The 23,628-nt window shown below is 37.1% G+C and carries 20 protein-coding genes and 1 tRNA gene; 11 read left to right on the top strand and 10 right to left on the bottom strand.

The window, feature by feature from the left end; genetic code table 11:
• Positions 1 to 36 precede the first annotated feature (36 nt).
• From V4P54_RS03940 to V4P54_RS03920, 5 genes are all read left to right on the top strand, one after another.
• Positions 37 to 1,644, top strand: a complete 1,608-nt coding sequence (locus tag V4P54_RS03940) for an ABC transporter substrate-binding protein (RefSeq protein ID WP_455476754.1) — start codon at positions 37 to 39, stop codon at positions 1,642 to 1,644.
• A 97-nt stretch (positions 1,645 to 1,741) separates the two neighbouring features.
• Positions 1,742 to 2,815 carry an ABC transporter permease gene (locus V4P54_RS03935; RefSeq protein ID WP_455476753.1) on the top strand — a complete coding sequence of 358 codons (1,074 nt, stop codon included), beginning with the start codon at positions 1,742 to 1,744 and terminating at the stop codon, positions 2,813 to 2,815.
• A 2-nt stretch (positions 2,816 to 2,817) separates the two neighbouring features.
• Entirely contained in the window at positions 2,818 to 3,744 is a 927-nt protein-coding gene (locus V4P54_RS03930) for an ABC transporter permease (RefSeq protein ID WP_455476752.1), read from the top strand.
• Entirely contained in the window at positions 3,737 to 4,621 is an 885-nt protein-coding gene (locus tag V4P54_RS03925; RefSeq protein WP_455476751.1) for an ABC transporter ATP-binding protein, read from the top strand. Before V4P54_RS03930 ends, V4P54_RS03925 begins: the two co-directional genes overlap by 8 nt.
• Positions 4,608 to 5,390 (top strand): ABC transporter ATP-binding protein, encoded by a 783-nt coding sequence (locus V4P54_RS03920; protein WP_455476750.1) that lies wholly within the window; start codon positions 4,608 to 4,610, stop codon positions 5,388 to 5,390. Before V4P54_RS03925 ends, V4P54_RS03920 begins: the two co-directional genes overlap by 14 nt.
• Before the next feature lie 263 nt (positions 5,391 to 5,653).
• Here V4P54_RS03920 and V4P54_RS03915 read toward each other — a convergent pair.
• Positions 5,654 to 5,727 (bottom strand) — tRNA-Met (locus V4P54_RS03915).
• A gap of 170 nt (positions 5,728 to 5,897) precedes the next feature.
• Here V4P54_RS03915 and V4P54_RS03910 point away from each other — a divergent pair.
• Positions 5,898 to 6,854, top strand: a complete 957-nt coding sequence (locus tag V4P54_RS03910) for a Gfo/Idh/MocA family protein (RefSeq protein WP_455476749.1) — start codon at positions 5,898 to 5,900, stop codon at positions 6,852 to 6,854.
• A gap of 48 nt (positions 6,855 to 6,902) precedes the next feature.
• A complete protein-coding gene (locus V4P54_RS03905; protein WP_455476748.1) occupies positions 6,903 to 8,021 on the top strand; it encodes a DegT/DnrJ/EryC1/StrS family aminotransferase in 1,119 nt (372 codons plus the stop codon).
• A gap of 121 nt (positions 8,022 to 8,142) precedes the next feature.
• Here V4P54_RS03905 and V4P54_RS03900 read toward each other — a convergent pair whose 3' ends face one another.
• Positions 8,143 to 8,805 carry a hypothetical protein gene (locus V4P54_RS03900; protein WP_455476747.1) on the bottom strand — a complete coding sequence of 221 codons (663 nt, stop codon included), beginning with the start codon at positions 8,803 to 8,805 and terminating at the stop codon, positions 8,143 to 8,145.
• Positions 8,806 to 8,831: 26 nt separating this feature from the next.
• Positions 8,832 to 9,422 carry a DUF1134 domain-containing protein gene (locus V4P54_RS03895; RefSeq protein WP_455476746.1) on the bottom strand — a complete coding sequence of 197 codons (591 nt, stop codon included), beginning with the start codon at positions 9,420 to 9,422 and terminating at the stop codon, positions 8,832 to 8,834.
• Between the two features lie 219 nt (positions 9,423 to 9,641).
• Here V4P54_RS03895 and chpT point away from each other — a divergent pair, with 219 nt between their 5' ends.
• Complete coding sequence (gene chpT / locus V4P54_RS03890) at positions 9,642 to 10,289, top strand: histidine phosphotransferase ChpT (protein WP_455476745.1); 648 nt, start codon at positions 9,642 to 9,644, stop codon at positions 10,287 to 10,289.
• A gap of 170 nt (positions 10,290 to 10,459) precedes the next feature.
• Here the strand turns inward: chpT and ctrA are convergent, their stop codons facing one another.
• Entirely contained in the window at positions 10,460 to 11,161 is a 702-nt protein-coding gene (gene ctrA, locus V4P54_RS03885) for a response regulator transcription factor CtrA (RefSeq protein ID WP_455476744.1), read from the bottom strand.
• 512 nt (positions 11,162 to 11,673) lie between these two features.
• Here ctrA and V4P54_RS03880 point away from each other — a divergent pair.
• A complete protein-coding gene (locus V4P54_RS03880) occupies positions 11,674 to 12,060 on the top strand; it encodes a flagellar export protein FliJ (protein ID WP_455476743.1) in 387 nt (128 codons plus the stop codon).
• 117 nt (positions 12,061 to 12,177) lie between these two features.
• Here V4P54_RS03880 and sciP read toward each other — a convergent pair whose 3' ends face one another.
• Positions 12,178 to 12,453: a CtrA inhibitor SciP gene (sciP, locus tag V4P54_RS03875; RefSeq protein ID WP_455476742.1), complete on the bottom strand. Its 276-nt coding sequence runs from the start codon at positions 12,451 to 12,453 to the stop codon at positions 12,178 to 12,180.
• Positions 12,454 to 12,781: 328 nt separating this feature from the next.
• Here sciP and mnmA point away from each other — a divergent pair, with 328 nt between their 5' ends.
• Positions 12,782 to 13,984, top strand: coding sequence for a tRNA 2-thiouridine(34) synthase MnmA (gene mnmA, locus V4P54_RS03870; RefSeq protein WP_455476741.1), 1,203 nt, complete (start codon positions 12,782 to 12,784; stop codon positions 13,982 to 13,984).
• Between the two features lie 650 nt (positions 13,985 to 14,634).
• On the top strand, positions 14,635 to 15,540 hold the full coding sequence (locus V4P54_RS03865; RefSeq protein ID WP_455477681.1) for a cation diffusion facilitator family transporter: 906 nt from the start codon (positions 14,635 to 14,637) through the stop codon (positions 15,538 to 15,540).
• Between the two features lie 18 nt (positions 15,541 to 15,558).
• Here the strand turns inward: V4P54_RS03865 and V4P54_RS03860 are convergent, their stop codons facing one another.
• The 5 genes from V4P54_RS03860 to V4P54_RS03840 all read right to left on the bottom strand — a co-directional run bounded on the left by V4P54_RS03860 (position 15,559) and on the right by V4P54_RS03840 (position 23,502).
• Positions 15,559 to 16,461, bottom strand: a complete 903-nt coding sequence (locus tag V4P54_RS03860; protein ID WP_455476740.1) for a metallophosphoesterase family protein — start codon at positions 16,459 to 16,461, stop codon at positions 15,559 to 15,561.
• Between the two features lie 207 nt (positions 16,462 to 16,668).
• Positions 16,669 to 18,771, bottom strand: a complete 2,103-nt coding sequence (locus V4P54_RS03855) for a hypothetical protein (protein WP_455476739.1) — start codon at positions 18,769 to 18,771, stop codon at positions 16,669 to 16,671.
• Positions 18,768 to 21,563 (bottom strand): DUF4159 domain-containing protein, encoded by a 2,796-nt coding sequence (locus V4P54_RS03850; RefSeq protein ID WP_455476738.1) that lies wholly within the window; start codon positions 21,561 to 21,563, stop codon positions 18,768 to 18,770. The genes V4P54_RS03855 and V4P54_RS03850 overlap by 4 nt, the downstream gene beginning before the upstream one ends.
• A complete protein-coding gene (locus V4P54_RS03845) occupies positions 21,560 to 22,471 on the bottom strand; it encodes a DUF58 domain-containing protein (protein WP_455476737.1) in 912 nt (303 codons plus the stop codon). The genes V4P54_RS03850 and V4P54_RS03845 overlap by 4 nt, the downstream gene beginning before the upstream one ends.
• Positions 22,471 to 23,502 carry an AAA family ATPase gene (locus tag V4P54_RS03840; protein ID WP_455476736.1) on the bottom strand — a complete coding sequence of 344 codons (1,032 nt, stop codon included), beginning with the start codon at positions 23,500 to 23,502 and terminating at the stop codon, positions 22,471 to 22,473. The genes V4P54_RS03845 and V4P54_RS03840 overlap by 1 nt, the downstream gene beginning before the upstream one ends.
• Positions 23,503 to 23,628: the final 126 nt, after the last annotated feature.

The following is a 23,628-nucleotide window of genomic DNA, read 5'->3' as shown; positions in this document are numbered from 1 at the left end:
TGCAGAAAGAGCTAAAATGCAAAGGTTGGGAACGAGATGAAAGTGAAAGAAGTATTTAAAAGATTTTATATTTCATTCAGTTTTTTGAATATATTTATGTCATTATCTTTTGGTGCACCACCCAAAGATACGTTGGTGATGGCGTGGAACATAGATGCAGTCAGTAGTTTTGATCCGGCACAGGCGCTTACGACTATAACGAGTGAATTATTGCTGAATATGTGCAGTGCGTTAGTGCAGTTTGATCAGCGTGATGCTGCAAAAATTCGTCCTGCTATGGCTCAGTCTTGGGATGTTTCAGATGATGGGAAAACAATAATTTTTCATCTTCGTCACAATTTGAAATTTGGTGATGGAAGAAAGGCAACGGCACATGATCTTGCTTGGTCAATGCAGCGGATTGTTAAATTAGGGTATAGTTATGCACAGTCTTTAATAGACTATGGCTTGACTAAAGATAATGTCGAAAAAAATATTCAGGCCATTGATGAAACGACTTTGCAGTTGAAATTTGATAAGCCTTATCCCGTGTCTTTGGTTTTAAGCGTTATTGGGCAGTCTTACGCGTCTGCGTTACTTGATCGACAAACTCTTGAGGCGAACAGTGTTAATGGCGATATGGGCAATAAATATTTAACCACGCATTCAGCTTGTGTTGGGCCTTATAAATTGGTGAGATGGGTTCCAAGTGATAAGGTTGTGTTGCGGGCTAATCAGCATTATTGGGGTGATGAGCCAAAAATTAAGCAGATTACGGTGCTTCATGTAGCTGAACCAGCAAGTCAGAGATTGCTTTTAGAAAAGGGTGATGTGGATGTAGCGAGGGATCTTTCTTCCGAAGATATTTTAGATCTTGAAAAAAGGAATGGAGCAATTAAAATTTCCCGTGTTTTGCGTCCTCAGTCTGTTTACTTGTCGTTAAATAATAGGAATGCAGCATTATCCAACGAAAAAGTGAGATTAGCTTTACGTTATTTGGTTGATTATGACAAACTTGGCAAAACTGTTTTAAAAGGGATCGCAATTCCACGTGCGAGTTATATGCCACTGGGTGTATTTGGCGCTTTGGATGAAAAGGAAGGATTACCCTTTAAATTGGATTTAGAGAAAGCCAAATGCTTGATAAGCGAGGCGGGTTATCCTAATGGTTTTGAAGCCAATCTCTTGATTGGTAGTCTTTCTTATATGTCGCCTGTTGCGCAGTCTATCCAAGTAACTGCACGCAAAGTTGGAATTAAGCTCACGATAGAAAAAATGGCGCAAGCTCAATTACTTAGGCGTGTTCGTGGTGGAAATTATGACATGGCTATTATGGGATGGAATTCAGCTGATCCTGATGCACATCCTTCTTCGTTGCACAGTGTTTTTAATCCTGATCCAACTTTTACTAAGAAGCATGGTATGTATTTGGCTTTGCGCGCTGGTTATTATGATGAAAAAGCAAATAAAATGGTAATGGATGCTTGGTTTGAGAAAGATCAAAATAGACGTCTTAAGCAATATAAGGATTTGCAGCTTTATATGTTTAATCATGGTCCTATGGTTTATTTATTTCAGACATATTACATCGTTGGTATGGGAGCCTCTGTAAAAAAGTGGGTTTGGAACAGCTATAGAACTTATTATGATAAGATACAAAAATAGGTGTAAGTATGTTACGAATAATGTCCGATTAAATTTATTTGATTATGTGCAAAGAAGCGTTAAGCTCGTATCTTACAGTTTTGAGGGGATTATTATAATGGCTTTTCCATTTTTGAAATCAGAAAGAGTCGTTTCATCTGAGAAGAGAAGTCTTCTGGTGTGGTTCGTTTTCCTCAAGGTGTTTAAGCTGTTGGTATCTATTTTTATTACGTTGCTTGGTTTGGTGACGATTACTTTTTTTATTGGTCGCATTCTTCCTTTAGATCCTATTCTTGCTATCCTTGGTGACAATATTAGTCAAGAAGCTTATGATGCAATGTTTCATAAATTGGGTTTTGATCAGCCTTTGATTGTTCAATATTGGCATTATCTTAAAAATGTTTTCATGTTTGATTTTGGAGATTCTTTGACTTCTGGATATCCTGTTTTGACAGATATTGCGCGAGTGTTTCCTGCAACAGTAGAGTTGGCAACGGTTGCTATTATTATTGGTACGAGTTTTGGTGTTCCATTGGGTGTGTTTGCAGCGATGTATCGTAATTCATTCATTGATTATTTTGTTCGTATTTTCACATTACTTAGTTATTCAATACCAAATTTCTGGCTTGGGTTGATGGCGTTATTGGTCTTTTATGTTAAGCTTAATTGGATTGGTTCTCCAGGACGTATTGATTTTATATATGAATACTCTTTTGAACCTAAAACAGGATTTTTCCTTTGGGATACTGCTAGGCAAGGGCAATGGGAAGTTTTTGGTAATGTTTTTAGCCATATCATTATGCCTGCTTTAATCCTTGCATTTGGATCTATGGCTTATATTAGTCGTATGACTCGTGGATTTATGATTGAACAGCTCAATCAGGAATACATTATTACTGCTCGTGTTAAAGGATTATCGTGGATGCGAACAGTTTGGGGGCATGCTTTTCCTAATACGATTGTTCAAACTATTACTGTCGTTGCTCTTTCGTATGCCTTTTTATTAGATGGCGCTGTCTTGACCGAGACGGTTTTTGCTTGGCCTGGCTTTGGACGGTACTTAACCAATGCTCTTTTAGCAGGGGATATGAATGCGGTGGTGGGATGCACTTTGCTTGTAGGATTTTCTTTTGTCGTCATTAATTTATTTTCTGATTTACTTTATCGTATTTTTGATCCGAGGACACGTTGAATATGGCAATCATTCATAATAAATTTAATTTACTATCTTCTTTAAAGTGTTGGGTGGATGGATCCGTTCCACAGTCAGCATTTCAAGCAAATGTGCAGAGATTTTATTATGCTTTGGTCAAATTTTCTAATAATCCTTCTGCTTTATTAGGTATGGCAATTGTTTTTATTGTTGTTTTGTGTGCGGTTTTTGCTCCTTGGATTGCTACGCATGACATTTTAAAAAATGATCTTGGTGATCGTTTGCAGCCTCCATCTATGCTGCATTATTTTGGAACAGATGAGTTAGGGCGTGATATTTTCAGCCGTTTAATTTTTGGAGCGCGTATCACTCTTTATATTGTTTTTTTAACTACGGTTATTGTTGGACCGATAGGGCTTATTGTTGGTATTGTTTCTGGCTATGTGGGGGGAATAGTTGATACTGTTTTCATGCGTATAGTTGATATTTTTCTTGCATTTCCAAGTTTAATTTTGGCGCTTGCTTTTTCAGCAGCTTTAGGTCCAGGGATTGAGAATGCTGCGATTGCAATTTCAATTGCGGCTTGGCCACCGATAGCTCGTTTGGCACGTGCTGAAACCTTAACTATACGTTCTTCTGACTATGTTGCGGCTGTTTATTTACAAGGAGCGTCGGCTTTGCGGATTATTCTGTTTCATGTGGCGCCAATGTGTATTCCTTCAGTTATTGTTTGGTTAACATTGAATATGTCTGGGATTATTTTGACAGCCGCGGGTCTTGGCTTTTTGGGTTTAGGTGCTCAGCCTCCAAGTCCTGAATGGGGTGCTATGCTTTCTGCTGGTCGTGAATTTATGATGACAAGTTGGTGGTTGGCTGCAATACCAGGCTGTGCGATACTGTTGACAAGTCTTGGATTTAATCTTTTAGGTGATGGGTTTCGTGATGTATTGGATCCACGCAATGGATAAGAAATTATTAGAGATAGAAGATTTACGCATTTCTTTTCCTACGTCGTGTGGAGTTTCAGAAGTTGTGCGTGGTGTTAATCTTTCTGTTGGAAAAGAAAAAATTGGAATTGTTGGAGAATCAGGATCTGGGAAATCAATAACTGGGCGTGCGATCTTGAAACTGAGTCCAAGTTTAGCAATTGTCAAAGCAAGAAAAATGCGTTTTCATAATGTTGATTTATTGGCGGCAAGTGAATCTGAGATGAGAACAATTCGGGGGAAACGTATTTCAATGATTTTACAGGATCCTAAGTATTCTTTGAATCCATTGGTTCGGATTGGGGATCAGATTATGGAGGCTTACCGTATTCATAATCGTGTTTCAAAAGCGGAGGCGTGGGAAAAAGCAACTGCAATGCTAGAGTCGGTTCATATTCGTAACTCTGAAAATGTTATGCGGCTATTTCCTCATGAAATATCAGGTGGAATGGGACAGCGAGTTATGATTGCTATGATGCTTATTCCAAAGCCTGACTTGATTATTGCAGATGAGCCAACTTCTGCTCTCGATATTACTGTAAGATGTCAAGTTTTATCTGTGTTAGATGAGCTTGTGGCACAATCTGGTGCCGGACTTATTTTTATTAGTCATGATTTGAATATGATTGCTGATTTTTGCGATCGTGTTTTGGTTATGTATGCTGGTCGCATTGTGGAAGAGTTGCTTGCTCGAGATTTATCACGAGCGTGTCATCCTTATACAAGGGCTTTGCTAGATAGTTTGCCACGGCTTGATAAGCCGGTTGATGTTTTGGCTGTTCCTGAACGAAATTCTGATTGGGTATATGGTCCAACAATTGTTAATGGTGTTGAAGGGATTTTCAATGACAAATTATGAAAATATTATTGATGTTTCTGATTTGTCTGTGACATTTGGGAGTGGATATAGGGCTGTAACAGTTGTTAAAAATGTTAATTTTCATATTAAGCGTGGCGAAGCTTACGGTTTGATTGGTGAATCAGGTTGTGGAAAATCAACAATTTTGAATGCATTAATAGGGTTAATTTCTCATTATAATGGAACTTTTATCTTTGACGGAGAAGAAATATTACGAAAAAGAAGCAAATCTTTTTTACGTCGTATTCAAATCGTTTTTCAAGATCCTTATTCTTCGCTCCATCCAAGAAAAATGGTGCATACTGTGCTTTCTGAACCTCTTTCAATTTATAATATAGGTAATCGAAAAGAAAGAGTATACAATATTTTGGGTTCTGTTGGTTTAGATTCTTCTTTTCTTTATCGTTATCCTCATGAATTGTCAGGAGGACAGCGTCAGCGTATTGCTTTAGCACGGGCTTTGATTATTGAACCCGAGGTTTTGTTACTTGATGAACCAACATCCGCTTTGGATGTGTCTGTGCAGGCTGAAATTTTGAATTTATTGAAATCTCTGCGGGAAGAAAAGAACTTGACTTATTTGATGGTATCACACGATCTTGCTGTTATTGCTCATATATGTGAACGTGTTGGGATTATGCATCAGGGGGTTATTCTTGAAGAGCTTAGCAATAATGATTTGCGCAATTTGCGTGCAAAAAATGGTTATACAAAAATGTTTTTTGAAGCCAGTATTGCTCCGATTTCTCATAGAAAAGAAAGAATGTGATAAGATTTAGCAGAGAAGATAATGAAGTTTTTCTGTTTTAAGTTCTGTCTTTAAAAAAAGGAAGAGGGTTTTATAGAAAATTTCTAACTATAAATAAAAGTTATTCTAGCTGTTTTTTTTATTATTATCGAAACTGTGTAAACTAATGACGATAAAATCGTTAAAAGTGAGATTTTTTTGATTTTTACAAAAAATTTTTTGTAGATTGTAAGAGAATTTGCAGCAAGGTAAGACACTAAAATATACTGTAAAGAAGGGTACGGTAGCGGAGGAGGGATTTGAACCCCCGACACAAGGATTATGATTCCTCTGCTCTAACCTACTGAGCTACTCCGCCAAAATGAATAAACAATTACACAGCTCACTTTGCTCTTGTCGGATATAAGGGGTAGAATAGTGATATGTCAAGCGTCGCTTTTGAGCTTTTTACTTGTCATTCTGTTTTATCCTCGATATGAAAATACTTAGAAGTATATTTTTTTATAGTTAGTAGGGTAAGGCATAAGAATGTTGCCACGTGTGGCGGTTTTAGGATGTGGTTATTGGGGTGAAAATCATGTACGAACACTCCGTGATCTTGGGTCTTTGGCGGCAGTTTCTGATGTAGACATTGAGCGTGCTATGGTTCTTGCACGTGCTTATGGTATTGAAGCTATTGTGCCGAAGGATCTCTTTGTTCATGCAGATATTGATGCATTGGTGTTGGCATTACCTCCGCAATTTCATACAGAAAATGCTTTGCATGCTGTTCAAAATGGTAAAGATGTTTTAGTTGAAAAACCAATTGCTTTAAATGTGGCTGACGCTGAGTACCAAGTCCAAGTTGCTAATGAATGTGGACGAATTTTTATGGTAGGTCATATTTTACGATTTCATCCTGCTTTTGAAAAAATGTGTGAATTGGTGGCTGAGGGAGATCTTGGCGATATACGCTACATTTATTCTCATAGATTAGGCTTCGGGAAATTTCATACTCAGAGTGATGCTTTATGGGATCTTGCCCCTCATGATCTCTCAATGATTTTAGCTTTGACAGGGTGTGAGCCTTCCGAAGTCTGGGGGGAGGGAGCTGCTGTAGTTGATAGACTTTCTGATTTTTCCCATATTCACTTAATTTTTCCCAATGGTGTGCGTAGTCATCTTTTTACTTCACGCCTTAGTCCTTATCGTGAGAGGCGTTTGACGGTTGTTGGTACAAAGGCTACGCTTGTTTTTGATGATATGGAACCGTGGAGTCGTAAGTTGGCGCTTCATAGTTTTGCAGTTTGGAAGGAAGATAAAGGATTTGCTTTTAATGTGAATGAGCCGAGTTATATTGATATTCATGAAGGTTTGCCGCTCACTTGTGAATTACAGCATTTTCTTCATTGTATTAAAACGCGTCAATCGCCTCGTACAGGTGGTGATGATGCTGTTGCTGTTTTACGGATTTTAACTGCTGCTGGTGTCAATTATCGTAAATGAAAGAGGTAAGCAGCGATTCTGCATTATTGTAATTATCATGGAGTTAATATGCAATTCATTGACCTTGGGGCTCAGCGTGCGCGCATTGAGGATAAAATTAACGCTGCGGTTGCGCATGTTGTTGCTAGCGGTAAGTATATTTTGGGTCCGAAAGTAACAGAATTTGAAGAGCGTTTGGCAGATTATCTTGGTGTTAAGCATGTGATTGCTTGTGCGAATGGAACTGATGCGTTGAAGATGCCCCTTATGGCTAAAAATATTGGTCCAGGTGATGCTGTCTTTTGTCCTAGCTTCACATTTTCTGCAACTGCTGAAGTTGTTGCATTGGTAGGAGCAGAACCTGTCTTTGTTGATGTTATGCCTGATACATTTAATATTGATGTTGAAAAAATTTGTGAAGCGATCGTAATGGTTAAAAAAGAGGGACGTCTTCAACCAAAGGCAATAATTCCTGTTGATTTATTTGGGCTTCCTGCAAATCATAAACAAATTTCTATGATAGCTGCTAGGGAAAATCTCTTAATTATTGAGGATAGTGCTCAATCAATAGGTGGTAAGATTGGCGATGTTATGTGTGGTGCTTTTGGTGATGTTGCTGCAACTAGCTTTTATCCAGCAAAACCATTGGGGTGTTACGGTGATGGAGGTGCTATGATGACTAATGATGATAATTTGGCGGAACTTCTACGTTCTATTTTGTTTCATGGCAAAGGTAAGACGCAGTATGATAATGTACGTATTGGATTAAACTCACGTTTAGATACAATTCAAGCTGCTATTTTGCTAGAGAAACTCGCCATTTTCGAAGATGAGATGGAAAAGCGTGTAGAAATTGCTCAGTATTATTCCAATAATTTAAAAGATATTGTTACCGTTCCGGAAGTAGAGAGTGGGTCTCGGTGCGCTTATGCACAATATACCATTAAAGCGAAAAGTCGTGATAGATTACAGAAATATTTACACGAAAACTCCATTCCTACGATGGTGTATTACAAAACTCCACTACATAAGCAGCCAGCGTATCAACATTTTTCTTATTTAAAGGGTTCTCTTTCTGTTTCTGATTCTTTATCAGATTGTGTTTTAAGTTTACCTATGCATCCATACTTGACACGAAATGATCAGGATATGGTTATTCAGAGAATAAGAGATTTTTACCATTCTTGAGAAAATCCCTTTTCTTAGTGTTATTTCCTTTTAATAACATGTTTCTCATCTCTTTGCAGGTATTTTGTTCTGGCAAGAAAATAATGTTACAATACATAATGAACTTTATTAAACAGGTAATTTATGTAAGGGGTGTTTTTTTAGTGTAGTGTATTTTTTTGTGAATACGGTATGCTAGATCTTTCTTGTTTTTAGAATTTTTGGTTAGTGTGTTTATGGGTGAATTCTTACCTTCTTGCAGTGCTATTTTTGCAGCTAATGTTGCAGAGAATTCTTGTATTTCTTCACGTAATTCGCTCAAAAGCTGAAGGCTAGAAACAGCATCAAGTTCATCGAGCTGAATTTCTTGCAGACGCTTCCGATAATATGCAATTTTTTCACGCATAATTCTAGTTTCTATTACAAAGGTATTTTTTATGAAAGCATTTTGTTCATCCTTTATGGTAGTAGCTCTCTTTTTATTGGAAAGGGAAGGTGCAGGATGGTTAGGAAAAAATAATTGGTACAGCTGTTCCTTAGTTTGGCTGAGCTGTATCTTTTGTTTGGCGTATTTTTCTTGTAGGGAGTTATATTTTTGTTCATTACGCGCCAATTCCGTACTATGTTTGGCACGGAGAAAGTCGTAGTTTGCTTGTATTTCAGCGTATGATGATGGAATTTGTGCGGAAACAAATTTATGCGCAAAGTGAACGGCTCTGCTCCAAATAATAGGAGAAAAAAGCACTAATAACCAAGAAGCCAAAGCAATTCCAAGAATAAAGAAAAGAAGTGATTGGATGAGCATAAGTTCCCTTTTAAATGAGAATCCATTTAAAATGGATTCCATGTTGGTTTGCGTGTCAATTTTAAATATCCTACATTTATTCCAAGGCGTGCGCCAACTCCTGTGCGTACTGGAACCAGCAATGTGTTATTGCGTTTTAGGACATGAAAACCAACACCTGCAATTAAATAGGCCGAACCTGAAATACCGCCATAGCGTCCCCATAAATTATTTATATTGTTGAGATCATAAACTAAGATCATTAAACGAGAACCTTGACCTCCAAAATCCCATCCAAAAGAAGGGCCTTGCCAAAAGACCTTCTGTTGGTTGTCACCCTTTATAAAAACATTTCCTTCGCCGTAAGTTAATCCAGCAAAAAAAGCACCAGAAGCTTCTTCACCCAAAATATAAGCATTTGGATAACCGTATTTAGAAAAGATATTCTCAATTGCTACTGCTATGCCACCTGCTGTGTTACCAAAAAATTCGCGGCCAGATTCGATAATTTCTTGTAACGAATAATGCGGTATGTCTTGTTTTGCTTTTTGAGAATATGCTGTACTAACCACTACAAATAAAAGGAATATTGAAGGGATAATATTTTTATACAGGCGTAGCAGATAGGAAGAGGTCATGAGATTTTTCCTTTTATCGTTGATTACAGAAGGGAAAATAATATTAAGATTTTTGTTCGATTCAAATAAAAATATGTTGCTAGGTTATTTAAATTTTTGAATTTGCTTTGAAAAAAAATTAGCATAATTTTTAATATTCCATATATATGCAAATATTTTACTTTAAGAATTTTGCTTCAACATGGGTATTATTTTTTAATTTGGGAGTGATCAATAATTATGACATTAGCTGTTTCTTTAAAGTCCGTTGATCTTGCTGCTTTGCTTTGTAGCCGTATTTGTCATGATTTGATTTCACCGATTGGTGCTATCCAAAATGCAATGGAGCTCTACGATGAGGGAGGGGTTGATGAAGATGCTTTACAATTGGTACGTTTGTCTGTCGCAAATGCTTCTGCACGTTTACAATTTGCACGGTTGGCCTTTGGATTTTCTGGGGCTGTTGAATGTCAAATAGATACGCGTTCTGCTGAGAAGGTTGCTCAACAGTATATGAAAGAAGAAAAGGCAATTTTAAAATGGCAGGTTCCTACACTTTTTTTGCCAAAAGATGAAGTTAAGCTGTTGCTCAATTTATTATTGATTGCAAATGCAACAGCTTCTCGTGGTGGTGAAATAGTTGTTATAATTCTACAAGATGAAAAAAAGCGTTCTTTTCGATTTGAGATTTATGGCGAAACTTTACATCTTCCCGTTCACTTTATTGAGTTATATGACGGAAAATTTCATGAAGATCTTATTGACGCTCATGTAATACAATTCTACTATACACTGTTTCTTGCCGAAACAACGGGCATGAAAATAAATGTTAATGAAGCTGACGGTTGTATTGTTTTAGAAGGTGTGAAAGACTTCTCTGTTAGATGAAATTGCTAAATCTGAATAAGTATAAAGATAATTTATACTATGTTTATGATTTATAGGAGATTACTTTTAAGCTTTTTTGTTGGTGAACGCCTCTTTATGTTAAAGATATTTCTTTAACAGGATAAAATCTCGGTCCGCTACTCCGAGATTTTGAATATTTGCCTTATCTCTTAAGCGGTTTTGCGGACATTTTGTTCAACTGGATCACGCAGTACGTAGCCGCGTCCCCAAACGGTATCAATATAGTTTACACCAGAAGATACTGCTTCCAGCTTTTTCCGCAGTTTACAGATAAAAACATCAATAATTTTAAGTTCTGGCTCATCCATTCCACCGTAAAGATGGTTAAGAAACATTTCCTTAGTAAGGGTTGTACCTTTTCTCAGAGAGAGCAATTCTAGCATTTGATATTCTTTACCAGTTAAGTGAATAGGGTGTCCAGCAACTGTGACGGTCTTAGCATCGAGATTAACGGTAAGATCGCCAGTAACAATAACTGATTGTGCATGCCCCTTTGAGCGACGTACAACCGCGTGAATACGTGCAATTAGCTCTTCTTTATGAAAAGGTTTAGTCATATAGTCATCAGCACCAAATCCGAATCCGCGAACCTTGTCTTCAATAGCACTCATTCCAGAAAGGATGAGAACAGGAGTTTTAATTTTTGCTAGTCTTAGGGTTCGTAATACATCATAGCCTGACATATCAGGTAAATTTAGATCAAGCAGAATGATATCATAATCATAAAGCTTGCCTAAATCGACGCCTTCTTCACCTAAATCGGTGATATAGACATTAAAATTTTCTGACTTTAGCATTAATTCAATGCTTTGAGTGGTTACTTTATCATCTTCAATTAATAATACGCGCATTTTAGATCCCTCACTTCGCTCTTCCCGAATCAGGTGGAGCTACTTTGCTCTATAACAGTTGGTAAACCTGTATGTTTATAAAAATGATTTCATAAAACAAACACTTATCATAAAAGTGTTCATGAATGTTTCAGCAGTACACGCAACAACTACTACCGAAGTTTCTACTATCTATGATAGTGGTTAACAAAATATTTTTATTTTTAAAAGAGGTTAACAAAATTATTTTAAAAAATCGCTTGTTCCAAGGAGAAGTGAAAAAATGAAGTGTCTATTTTATAAATTTTTAGCGTTAAAAATTGGATAATGGATTTTTCTAAATCTCAATTATTCTTTTCTGGATTGTAGTATTTATTTACCGAGCTTTAAATCTCTTCATTTTATAGTTGGGATGAGAAGAAGAGACATAGTTTGTTGATGTGGTCTGTTTTTGTCAAAATCCGGTAGCTAGGAGTTATGAGCAGTAATGCGAACAAATTTTTGAGTTTGGGTACAATCAGGGAGTAGTGAGTATGAAGCCACGAGAGGGTATGGTACGATTAAAGATGTTTCAAGCGCGTGGGAAGCGTCGTGAAATCGCACAGCTTGAGATGATGATAGCAGAATTTAAGAAAATGGTGTTGGAGTTAGAAGCGCAGATTATTAATGAAGAACGTAAATCTGGAATTAGTGATGTTCATCATTTTGCGTATTCGTCCTTTGCTTATTCAGCGCGGAAGAGGCGTGATAACCTTGTAAATTCGATTCATGATTTACAATTTCAGAAAGAAAACGCTGAAATTGCCTTACGAGAAATTAGTACTGAATTGAGATGTGTGCAGCTTCTTGAGGAGAATGAAATTGGGATAGAGGCGGGTGATGATCGTGTTTTTGCACAGTCTAATTCTATGACAGGGTAATAAAAATTGCAATTTTGAGATAATTTTTTTTAAATTATGTGTGAGAAGAAAGAACAGCCAGATTCAACGAAGAGTTTGGCTGTTTTAGGTAGTTTTGTAAACAGATATTTAATTTGATTAATATCTGTAGCGCTGAATCCTAGTCGTCCGTAGCCCTGCTAAGCCGTGCTCAGCTATCAAACTTTGCCATGAAAGAAATTCTTCTACGGTTAAAGTATAGCGCTGACATGCTTCATCAAGGCTCAATAATCCACCTCTAACGGCCGCAACAACCTCAGCTTTACGACGGATTACCCAGCGCCTTGTTGTTTTTGATGGCAGATCAGAGAGTGTAAGTGGACTTCCATCAGGTCCAATAACGTATTTCATTTGTGTTTTTATCAAGTCAGTCATTGTATTTTTTACGTATTTTCCACTTTTAGTTAAGGACTTGTTTCTCTTGTAATACATGAACTTTAAAAAAAAGCTAAGTTTATTGAAAGAAAAAGTTAATAAAGCAATTCAACAAATAAAAAATATTAGAATGAGATAAGTGAAATAGTTTATAGCTTCATGTTTCTATGATCTTTTTTCGTTTTTTTGTGCTTCCTTAACAGTATTTTGTTGTTTGTTTAAAAGATTAAAAAACAGTATGAGAAGTGGTGAGTGGTGAGTGGTGAGTGGTGAGTGGTGAGTGGTGAGTGCATGAACCGATTGTATATGTTAAAGTGAGAATAAGTACATGGTTTTGAATAGTCTTGATTTGCCAGGATGTCCTGAGGATTCCCGCATTATTGTTGCAATGTCTGGTGGAATTGATTCGTCAGTTGTTGCAGGGCTCTTAAAAAAAGAAGGTTATGATGTAGTTGGAATTACATTGCAGCTCTACGATCATGGTGCTGCGACTCATCGGGTAGGATCTTGTTGTGCTGGACAGGATATTGAAGATGCGCGCCGTGTAGCAGAGACTTTGGGAATACCACATTATGTTCTTGATTATGAAGAACGGTTTCGTAAGGCTGTTATTGAACCTTTTGCAAAAAGTTATGCTCATGGAGAAACGCCTGTGCCGTGTGTTGCATGTAATCAGACTGTGAAATTTGCTGATTTATTGGCAACTGCACGCGAATTAGGAGCAGATGCTTTAGCAACGGGGCACTATATTCGTAGTCGTCTTGTGGGGTCGCGTCGGGCACTTTTTCGCCCTTTTGATTCTGATCGTGATCAAAGTTATTTCCTTTTTGCTACGACACAAGAGCAGATTGATTATTTGCGTTTTCCACTTGGTGACTTTTCAAAAGCGTATGTTCGTAAGATAGCATCAGAAATGGGTCTTGCTATTGCAGATAAGCATGATAGTCAGGATATTTGCTTTGTTCCGAGGGGGAAATATTCTGATGTCATTACAAAATTACATCCAGAAGCTGCAAATCCTGGGATCATTATGCACGTAAATGGGCAGATTTTAGGAAAACATTCAGGAATTGTTAATTATACTGTTGGTCAACGTCGTGGCATTGGTGTTGCAACTGGTGAAGCGCTTTATGTAATTTATCTTGATGTAGAAAACGCGCGCGTAATTGTTGGCCCACGTGAAATGTTGGAAACACATAAAATTTTTTTGCGTGATATGAATTGGCTTGGTGATGAGCGATTAGATGATTTTCCATCTTGTGGTATTGAGGTTGCTGTAAAAATTCGCTCAACATGTTCTCCACATCCCGCTCGTTTGCATTATAGAGAAGGTGTTTTTTTTGTTGATCTATTAGAATACGAAAGTGGAGTAGCACCAGGGCAAGCTTGTGTTCTTTACGATAAAAATAGCAATGAGGCGCGTGTTCTTGGAGGTGGATTTATTACACATTCAGAACGTTCTGCGGGTGCCGAAGCGATGTTAAAACGTGTTTTGTGCAATTTAGGAACAAAAATGACGGTTTCATCATAATTACAAAAAGTTATTTCTTACAAATAAAATGCGTAAGTTGAAGGAATTTTTCTTATAGCTTGGGGTATTTTTGTTATTAAGTGGGGAAAAAAAATAATTTTAAACTTATAGTAGAATTTTTCTTGACAAAATACAACTATAGATGTAATAACAAAATACCGAGTGTGGCACAACGTGTTGTCTTCGTATCGGGTGCAGGGTCTTAGGTCCCCGCTATTTCCTAAGCTCTGCACATCCTTAATTATTAAGGGAAAAGAATCTGGGTCCCCAATGCCTAGATTCTTTTTTTTGGGGATATTAAATTTTTTCTTTTTTCCTAGGGATTATTTCTAAGGCCATTTTGATAGTGGCCGTGTTTTAGCGCAGTATAAGCGATGAGATTATAGCAGAATGACGAACAGTTTTTTGTGCTTTATGTTGGTGCGCTTGTTTTTTTGTGAAATATCTATGTTATATGCTTGTTGTGTTGCGGCGTATAAGTAACTTATACAAGCAATAATGGTGAGAGGGGTGTAGGTATCTTTTCATTGTATTCTAAGATTACATATTATCAGGAAAATTCTGATGATGAGACCAAACTATACTATAATGTGTGTGATTGAAAGCATTGTTGCTTTTTTATCTAAAGAAGATGGTGTGTGGTGACGGATATAAAAGTTAAAATATATAACAGCTTGACTCTGTGTTCTATTTTTGTCGCTTGCGTTGTTTTTGTTTTAAAATATTGGGCGTATCACATTACTGGTTTGGTTGCACTTTATTCTGATGCGTTAGAGGCAGTTGTTAATATACTGGTTGCAGTGGTTGCATGGTGGGCTGTGAAGGTGAGTATGAAGCCCGCAGATCAAGGTCATCCTTTTGGACATCATAAGGCAGAGTATTTTTCTGCTATTCTTGAAGGTGCATTGATTACTATTGCTGCAATTATGATTTTGAGAGAAGCGTGGGTAGCTTTTTCGAACGTTGAATCGTTGCAAAAACCTGGAATGTGGATTGTTGCTCAACTCATAGCAAGTATCATAAATTGTGTGTGGGGAATTATTCTCATCAAGCAGGGAAAAATTCATCGTTCACCAGCTCTTAAGGCTGATGGAGCGCATCTTATAACAGATGTTTTTGCTTCGCTTGGTATTTTAGTGGGATTGATTGCCGGTTTTTTAAGTGGATGGGCTATTTTGGATCCAATTTTAGCAATAATCGTTGCTATTAATATTCTTTTGCAGGGATGGAAAGTAATGAACAATGCTGTTCAGGGGTTAATGGATGTTGGCGTTGAATTGAATGAATCTATGCAGATTCGTAATCTAATTTCTACAAATGCACAGGGTGCACTTGAAGTACATGATTTGCGCACACGTGTTGCTGGTCGCGCTATTTTTATAGAGTTTCATTTGGTTGTTCCGTCTGACATGCAAGTAGGAGAAGCGCATAGGATTTGCAATAGGATTGAGGACGCGCTTGAAAAAGAATTCAACAATTTGTGTGTTTCCATTCATATAGAGCCAGAAGAGGAAGCAAAACTGCCTTCTGGAACGACAGCTGTTCCCTTTGTATAAGGAATTTTTACAAAAAAATTAAAGATCGATTGTTTCAGTACATGTTATATGATTGTTTTTATTTACAATGCTATAACGTTGTAATTGACAGTGCCACTTGTGGTTAGAATGCTCAATAGAAAATAAGTTAAAACTTGCAGGTGGTTTTTTGCCACCAAAAATCTGAGATGTGGAAGAAACACCCACAATGGGAACTTCTCCCATTTTTCCTTCAATGGTATTTAATGTGGGTAAATGGGTGTGTCCGTGAAGAATAAGTTCGCATCCGTGGTATTTGATAACATCCATGAAACGTTTTATACCCCATAATTTTTTAGGCCAAGAGGTTGCATGGTAGAAAGGAGGATGATGTATTATTACAACTCGAAAAAGATTTAAATTTGTAGATTCATCTAAAAATTGTGATAGAGTTTGTGCTTGTCGTTCTCCGAAGTATCCAGAGGCTTGAAAAGGTGGTGTAGCAATGGCTGATGAGGTGCCTATAATAGCTACATTTTTGCGAACACGCATATAAGGAAAGGGAAGGGAATTTTTGGGGGGAAAATCTCCTATGATCCAAGGTTTAAAAATAGTACACGCTGTTTGAAATGCTCCGCGAACATAGGCATCGTGATTTCCAAAAGTTAAAGAAATGTTTTGAGGGTCTCCTTGGTTAAGCAACCAGTTGCGTGCTTGTTCAAATTCTTTATCTAAAGAAAGATTAACAAGATCACCGGAAATAACAAGATGGTCAGGTTCTTTCTTTTTTAATGTTTTTATTAAAGCTTCTAAGACACTTGTTGACATCTGGTCTTTGCGTTTTTTTTGCCAGTTCAGATAGCCAGTAAGACGTTTTCCAAAGAGTTCAAATAAAGAGAGGGATGGTAGGGGTGAAAGATGTACATCTGATATGTGAGCAAGATAAAACATAGAAACTAGCATAGCGTTGAAAACAATTTAGGCAATAAAAAATAAGGCAATACAAATCAAGATAATACAAGCCACTGTGTTTTTTTAAGTAAGAGAGAGCTGTGCAATAAAAATAATTTATTGAAACGATAGATATTTTTTTAAAATTAATTCTCTATTATTTTTTGAAATTATAAAAATGTTTTTTAGAAAGATCTTTTGTATGGTAATTACTTTGGTTTATCGGCTTTCACGATACCACATACTAATAAATAGAAGAAGACAAGTGAAGAGAGCAAAGAAGCCAGAAAAAATAGAAAAATAGAAAGTATTGATTAAACGAGTTGCTGTTGCTTCTTTCAGAATGATTGAATGGGCAAGAGATGATTCTTTCTTTGTTTGTGATCGGATCAATTTGATAGAGGGTAGGTGAATGTTTTTTTGTTTTTCATTATGAAGGCGCATTATATTCCCGCCTGTGTGTTTGCTGATGGGGGTGAGTTTTTCTTCTGTTGATATTAAATCTGTTAATTCGATATTGTTGGGTATGCCTACAGAAGCAAGTTCCGTAAAATTTCCATTCTTTATGGTAAAAATTCCTGTTTCATCGGTATTGATAGTTGTGGTAAACACGCCCTCTTGTTCTTTAGTAAGGGTAATATTTTTTTTCTTTCCAGAAGGGAAAGTGACTTCGATTGGTTCTGGGTGGTCTTTAAGAGTTTGTCGGCGAATTGTTAGTTGATAATGGTCACTTGTGGTACTTAATTTTTCTTCTTCAAGCTCTGGTTCTTTCATAAGCCAATGGGTGATGCGACGATAGAGTGCAGCGTATGGACCTCCTCCTTCGAATCCTCTTGCCCAGAGCCAACTTTCGTCAGAAAGTAACATACCTACACGTCCTTTATCAACACGAGAAAGAAGTAGCAGTGGTTGTGCATCGGCTCCTTTCATAAGAGCGATACTTTTATTTGTGCTTGCATTTTTAATTAAAATTTGTCGTAGCCATTGTCCCCATTGAGAAGATGGATGAGTAGGTGTTGAAAGATCTCTTGTAACAGGGTGACGCTTACCCTCCTTAGTTAATGTGGGACGGAAAGGCTTTTGGATGATGGTGCCGCTTGGTAATGCAGGAAGGATGCTTACTAAAGGTGTTTTAGCAAGAGAATATTGTTGGGTAAATTCAGGCCCTGTTACCAGAAGTAATGCACCACCATTTTTCACATATTGAACGATATAATCGTAATATATTAATGGAAAAACAGGAGAATGTTGGTAGCCATCAAGGATGACAAGATCAAAATTATCAATTTCCTCAACAAATAATTTTGTTGTAGGAAATACTACAAGCGATAATTGGCTTGATGGTGTATTGTCTGCTTTATCGGGAGGACGCAAAATAGTAAAATGAACAAGATCAATATTAGAATCTCCTTTTAAAAGATCTCGCCATGTACGTTCGCCGTTATAAGGTGCTCCAGAAATGAGGAGAACACGTAAATTTTCTCTGATTCCTTCAATAATAGTTGTTGTACTGTTGTTTTCAGAGCTTAATTCACCCTTCTGTATATCGGTTGAAACCTGAATAATGTTTTTTTTAGCGTGAGTTAGGGTGATTTCAGTTTGAAAAATAACACCGGAAGCTGCAGAATAATTTCCAACAATTTTTCCATTGATGCTGACGGTAATATTCACATTTTTTGATATAAATTCTTTGGGTTGACCTTTATCTTCCACTAAAATGGAGAGCATTTGTGGCTTGTTGATAAGGGCAAAGCGAGGAGGAGAAATCAATTTGATTTGGCGATCAAATTCGTCTGGTTTTCCTGTTATGAGGATGTTGATAGGAGCTGTATGGTAAAGGTTTGATAATGGCGGAATGTCATGTACCTGTCCGTCGGTAATAAAAATTGTGCCTGCATAACGAGATGGTGATACGTCAGATATTGCTTCTGTTAAAGCAGTAAACAGATTTGTTGAGGGGGTGTATTTATTGTTTATCAATTTTCCAGTTTCAATAAAGCGTGGTTCGAATTGTGGATAGCGAGCAAATACAGCTTTTAACTGTGTGTATGCTTCGTTACTGTCGCTTGTACGTGTACCAAATGTTTGGCTTTTACTACGATCAATGACAATTCCCACAGTACTTTTGAGCGGTTCTCGTTGCTCTTTTATGAGCATTGGATTGAGTAGTGCAAAGATAAGGGAAAGGAATGCCATAAGACGTAATGAAGATCCTTTACATTGTGTAATGAGACCAATGATTATGAAAAGCGCAGATATGCTTCCTAGTAGTAACAGCAAATAGATAGGCAAAAAAGGCTGAAAAGTGAATAACGGTTTCATTGCCTTCTTTCCTTGTTAAAGCGCTCTAACAGTGCAGGAACATGGACTTGGTCAGCTTTATAATTTCCTGTAAGAACGTAGATGACTATATTTAATCCAGCACGAAATGCCCACAGACGTTGCATTGGATCATTGGGAATTAGGGGATATTTCCAAGCTCCTTTTTTATCTTGCGCCCAAGCTCCAGCAAAGTTATTTGCTGTGATAAGGAGAGAGCTTACATTATCATTAGTAGTAGGTGATTTTTTAGTCATTGATGATGATTCAACCCATAAGGGGGAACCACGGTAAAGACCAGGGAAATCTGGCATTATGTAAAAAGAGCGAAAAACAACATGCTTAGGCGATGCCGGTTCAAGGTTTGAGATATTTAATTTTTTCAATATATCTTGTAATCTCTTCATAGCTGGTGTGCTATTTCGTTCAAGATTAAGATTGGTATTTATTTGATCACGTGTGTCAAATAAAACTGCACCTCCGTGTTTAATATAGCTGTTTATTTTTTCAAGGCTTTTTTGTGTTGGCATAGAACTGTTAGAATCAATTGGCCAGTAAATGAGGGGATAGAAGGCAAGTTCATCCTTGTCTAGATTCAGTGCTATCACAGAACTGGGTGCAAGCATTGTACGCTCTTTGATAAATTGACTTAACGCTTCTAATCCACTTTTGCTGGTAGCATCGATTTCGCGATTATTTGTCACGACATAAGCAAGATGTGTAGCGCCAGCTACTTGTATCATGACCTTATCATAATTTTTTGTCCCTTGTGCGTAGGTGATTGGTATATGTGTAAATAATGTTATGAGACTTATTGCGATGGGAAGAAAAAGGATTATTTTGTTTTTTCGATTAAGAAAAAAAGCATTCCTCATCCACAAAACTAAAAAACTGTCAAGAGCAAATAATAAAGCAGCTAGTCCTAAAAGTGGACCTATGAGATATTTCTCTTCCGTATCATAGGATAGCGGATTTTTTCCTAATGAGGCAAGAGGTATTGATTGTTTTATGAAGTGTGATGAATGATTTAAGAGATTGAGAGCATAGAGATTATTTTTTGAACCATAAAGTCCAGGAGGAGTATGATAAGAAGGAAGGAGAGGGCTTTTTTCATCAATGATGAGTGGAATAACGAAAGAGGGTGGGATTTGTAGCTGCCCGTCAATATTCAAAGTTCGCCAAGGATTTTGTATTTTTTTGGTTTTTGTATGTATTGAATTTCTGTTTTCGTAGGAACTGAGTGTGATTAATTTTTGCAGCATTTGTGCAAAAAATCCAGAAAGAGGAAGATTTGACCATGTAGGATCTGGTGCAACATGAATGAGAATGAGTATTCCTTTGCCGTGGCTAGCTGCTGTAATAAGAGGAGTTCCGTCGGCAAGACTGAGCCATGTTTTTTCAAAGAGATCTGGACTTGGTTCTCCTAATATTTGGTGAAAGACAGTAACATCTTCTGGGAAAGGAAGATCAGAGAAGAGGCTGTTTTTTGCAAACGGTGCAATTTTTTGTGGTTTTGTCCAAGACATGATGCCTCCAAGTAGACGTTTCCTAGGTCGTAAGAGTACAGGTAACAGGCTATCATGGTGCTCTGTAGTACTTAGATTTTCGCCAGCAAAGCGAATGAGTGTTCCTCCTTTGTTTACAAAATCTGATAATTTTTTTTCTGCTTCTTTTGATATATTAACAACATCACCCATAATAAAAACAGATGGATTTTGTCTAAGTAAGATATCAATGTCAGTTGAGAGCTCTTTTCCTTTCGTTGTTATAAGCTCCGTACGTTCCTGTAATGCTTTGATAATGTAGTAAAATGGAGAAAGTAGAGGTTGTGCCATTTCGTTAATGTTTGGTGACAGGAGAGCAACACGATTTATTCGATTGCGATGATCAATCAAAAATGTTGCGGCCGCATGTTCCTGATTTTCGATTTTTATCCATGCAATATTATTGCGTAATTCAAGTGGTAAATTAAAAGGAACGAGAGTTGTTGTTTCTCCTTCTTTGAAATTTGTTGTTGAACGTTCGAGTAGTCTATTATTTAAATCATAAAGGCTTAGTGTTATTGAAGTTTTTTCATATTTTTTTGCACGAATAACGTGTACTGCGATGTTTTTATCGTCATTTTTTATAGTTGTTATTCCTGTAAGATCTGAAATATCCGATAAGTACCACAAAAATGTTTTTGGTTTCAAATTATTGATTATATTGAAAGCTTGATTATCTTCGATCGTTTGTAATCCATCGCTTAAGTAAGCTATATCAATAGGTTTACCTTTTGTTATTTCAACAAGTTTTTCCAGTGCATGTACTCGGTTAGTAGGCCATGGACGGGGTTTTAAATACATCAAATATTGTTTTACAGTCTCTATAGAAAATGGACCAATGTTGAGAGGATCATTTTCAGCTGTGGCAAGAAGATAGATACTTTTTTGTTGTTTTGCTGCTTGTTCAAGAAGGTTTTCGGCAACAATAATACGTTTTTTCCACTCTTTTACAGATGCCCATCCATTATCGATAATAAGTGCAAGTGGTTGAGATCCAGAGAATGTGGTCGGATTTTGATTCAAAGTCGGTTGTGCTAAAGCAATAATGATGAGTGCTGCTATCATTAATCGTAATAGTAACAACCACTGAGGTGTATGGTTTGCAACTTCTTTTTGATTAGTTGATTTTGGTAAAAAACGTAAAGGAGGAAAAAGCTCTTTTCGTGGGGTAGGGGGAGTTATCCGTAGCAGCCACCAAATAGCTGGTAAGGATAACAGTCCTAATAAAAGTAAGGGGGCAGCAAAATTCAAAATGCTCTCCTTGCATAAGATCGAGTACTTCTTATTTCAGTTGCAAGTCGCAAAATGGTTTTTGTTAAGGGTTGTTCTGTTGTACTTACATGATAGCTCCATCCCTGTTGTGAGCAAAAATTTATTAATTTTTTTCTCCTTTCTTGGTACAGTTTGCAGTAGCGTTTGCGCAGATCTTCCGCTTTCCCCAAAATGCATTTTTCTTTTGTTTCGGGATCAAAAAACTCTGTGCGACCTTTATAAGGGAAGTTCTCTTCTGCGGGGTCAGCGATTTCAATCAAATGAACTATGACTTGTTTTGCAGACAAAATTGCTAAATGTTGGATGATTGTATCATAATGATCAAGAAAGTCGCTCATTATAATGGTGTGTGAAAAACGTGTTATGGTTGAAAAATCTGGAAATGGGTTTTCATCTTGATGATTTGTCAAGGCTAGTGCTACACGTTCTATTACATTTGATGCCATTGTTGGCGGCATTAAATTTGGAATAGCAATGTGTTCGCCGTTTCGTGCAAGAAGTTTTGCTAGTACGAGGGTAAGAATGATGGAATAATTTCCTTTAGAAACTTGTGAAAAGCGTGAACAGTAATGCATAGAAGCACTTTGATCAGGCCAAATCCAAACTGTTTGTGCTATTTCTAGCTCGCGTTCGCGCAGATAGGTCTGTTCGCTTTTGGCAGAGCGTCTCCAATCAATATTTGCAATAGATTCTCCCACAACATAAGGGCGAAATTGCCAAAAGCTTTCCCCGTCACCACGTTTCCGTTGTCTATGCCATCCAGATGTTAATTTATTGGAAATAAGGTGTGCTTGTAGAAGAAAATATGGCATATTAGCTGCATCTTTGTGCAGTCTTGTAGCGAGTGATAATGGGGGTATTTTCGAAATTTTTCTTCCAATGGCCATTAAAGAATATCTTTCATAAGGTTATTAATAATATCTTTTATGGTTATACTTTCAGAATGTGCTGCAAAATTGAGTGCCATGCGATGTTGCAATATGGGGTGAGCTAGTGCTTCAATATCATCAAGTGAGGGAGCTAATCGTCCATGATAGAGAGCACGAGCACGAGTGCAGAGCGAAAATGCTTGTGATGCTCGAGGTCCAGGTCCCCAAGCAACATAAGTGTTAGCAAGGGTATTGTGTTTATGGGGGCGGGCTGAACGAACCAGTTTTAAAATGGCTTCGACAACACTTTCTGATATGGGCATTTTGCGAACAATTTTTTGAATTTTTTGGAGTTTTTTTGTAGATAAAATTGGCATTGCCTTTTGATTTTTTCCTCCTGTTGTTTCTAGAATAATACGACGTTCCGTAGTTAAATCAGGATAATCAATATCTATTTGCATTAAAAAGCGATCTAGTTGCGCTTCAGGTAATAGATATGTTCCCTCTTGTTCAAGAGGGTTTTGGGTTGCAAGAACATGAAAAGGTTGTGGTAAATCATAACGGTTTCCGGCTACAGTGACGTGATGCTCTTGCATTGCTTGTAAAAGGGCAGATTGAGTACGTGGCGAGGCTCTATTGACTTCATCGGCCATGAGTAGCTGAGTAAAAATAGGACCTTGAATGTAGCGGAAAGAGCGTTTACCATCTTCGCCTGAATCCATAATTTCGGAACCAATAATGTCTGATGGCATTAAGTCAGGTGTGAATTGGATGCGTTTTCCATCAAGTCCTAATACTGTTGCTAATGTTTCAACAAGGTATGTTTTAGCAAGTCCTGGAACACCGATGAGAAGGGCATGTCCGCCAGCAAAAATTGTTGTTAAGGCATACTCAATTACACGACTTTGACCAAAGATAACTTTGTTAATTTCTTTTTGTAGAATATCCAATTCTTTGTGTACGGTATCAATATCATTAATGATTATTTTTGCTTCATTATCAATATTGGTCTTTTTAATAGAATTAGATAATGTGTTTTTTTGACTCATATTTCTTCCTTAAGGCATTTATCATGAAACTGAGAACTTTTTTATATGATAATGAATATTTTATGATTTGCAGCAAAAAATGAGAATAGAAGGAATGTAATACGCGGATTTTTGATATTTACGCAC

It is taken from the genome of Bartonella sp. B41 (genome assembly GCF_053795765.1).
This window is presented reverse-complemented; position numbering and strand designations above follow the sequence as displayed.

What these genes read in the sequence shown, in the direction of transcription:
- sciP (WP_455476742.1), bottom strand. Translation starts at nt 12,453, where the DNA reads ATGACTGACTTGATAAAAACACAAATGAAATACGTTATTGGACCTGAT.
- V4P54_RS03880 (WP_455476743.1), top strand. Translation starts at nt 11,674, where the DNA reads ATGAAGCCACGAGAGGGTATGGTACGATTAAAGATGTTTCAAGCGCGT.
- V4P54_RS03930 (WP_455476752.1), top strand. Translation starts at nt 2,818, where the DNA reads ATGGCAATCATTCATAATAAATTTAATTTACTATCTTCTTTAAAGTGT.
- V4P54_RS03900 (WP_455476747.1), bottom strand. Translation starts at nt 8,805, where the DNA reads ATGCTCATCCAATCACTTCTTTTCTTTATTCTTGGAATTGCTTTGGCT.
- V4P54_RS03940 (WP_455476754.1), top strand. Translation starts at nt 37, where the DNA reads ATGAAAGTGAAAGAAGTATTTAAAAGATTTTATATTTCATTCAGTTTT.
- V4P54_RS03925 (WP_455476751.1), top strand. Translation starts at nt 3,737, where the DNA reads ATGGATAAGAAATTATTAGAGATAGAAGATTTACGCATTTCTTTTCCT.
- V4P54_RS03935 (WP_455476753.1), top strand. Translation starts at nt 1,742, where the DNA reads ATGGCTTTTCCATTTTTGAAATCAGAAAGAGTCGTTTCATCTGAGAAG.
- V4P54_RS03840 (WP_455476736.1), bottom strand. Translation starts at nt 23,502, where the DNA reads ATGAGTCAAAAAAACACATTATCTAATTCTATTAAAAAGACCAATATT.
- mnmA (WP_455476741.1), top strand. Translation starts at nt 12,782, where the DNA reads ATGGTTTTGAATAGTCTTGATTTGCCAGGATGTCCTGAGGATTCCCGC.
- V4P54_RS03910 (WP_455476749.1), top strand. Translation starts at nt 5,898, where the DNA reads ATGTTGCCACGTGTGGCGGTTTTAGGATGTGGTTATTGGGGTGAAAAT.
- V4P54_RS03905 (WP_455476748.1), top strand. Translation starts at nt 6,903, where the DNA reads ATGCAATTCATTGACCTTGGGGCTCAGCGTGCGCGCATTGAGGATAAA.
- V4P54_RS03895 (WP_455476746.1), bottom strand. Translation starts at nt 9,422, where the DNA reads ATGACCTCTTCCTATCTGCTACGCCTGTATAAAAATATTATCCCTTCA.
- V4P54_RS03920 (WP_455476750.1), top strand. Translation starts at nt 4,608, where the DNA reads ATGACAAATTATGAAAATATTATTGATGTTTCTGATTTGTCTGTGACA.
- V4P54_RS03860 (WP_455476740.1), bottom strand. Translation starts at nt 16,461, where the DNA reads ATGCTAGTTTCTATGTTTTATCTTGCTCACATATCAGATGTACATCTT.
- V4P54_RS03845 (WP_455476737.1), bottom strand. Translation starts at nt 22,471, where the DNA reads ATGGCCATTGGAAGAAAAATTTCGAAAATACCCCCATTATCACTCGCT.
- ctrA (WP_455476744.1), bottom strand. Translation starts at nt 11,161, where the DNA reads ATGCGCGTATTATTAATTGAAGATGATAAAGTAACCACTCAAAGCATT.
- chpT (WP_455476745.1), top strand. Translation starts at nt 9,642, where the DNA reads ATGACATTAGCTGTTTCTTTAAAGTCCGTTGATCTTGCTGCTTTGCTT.
- V4P54_RS03855 (WP_455476739.1), bottom strand. Translation starts at nt 18,771, where the DNA reads ATGAAACCGTTATTCACTTTTCAGCCTTTTTTGCCTATCTATTTGCTG.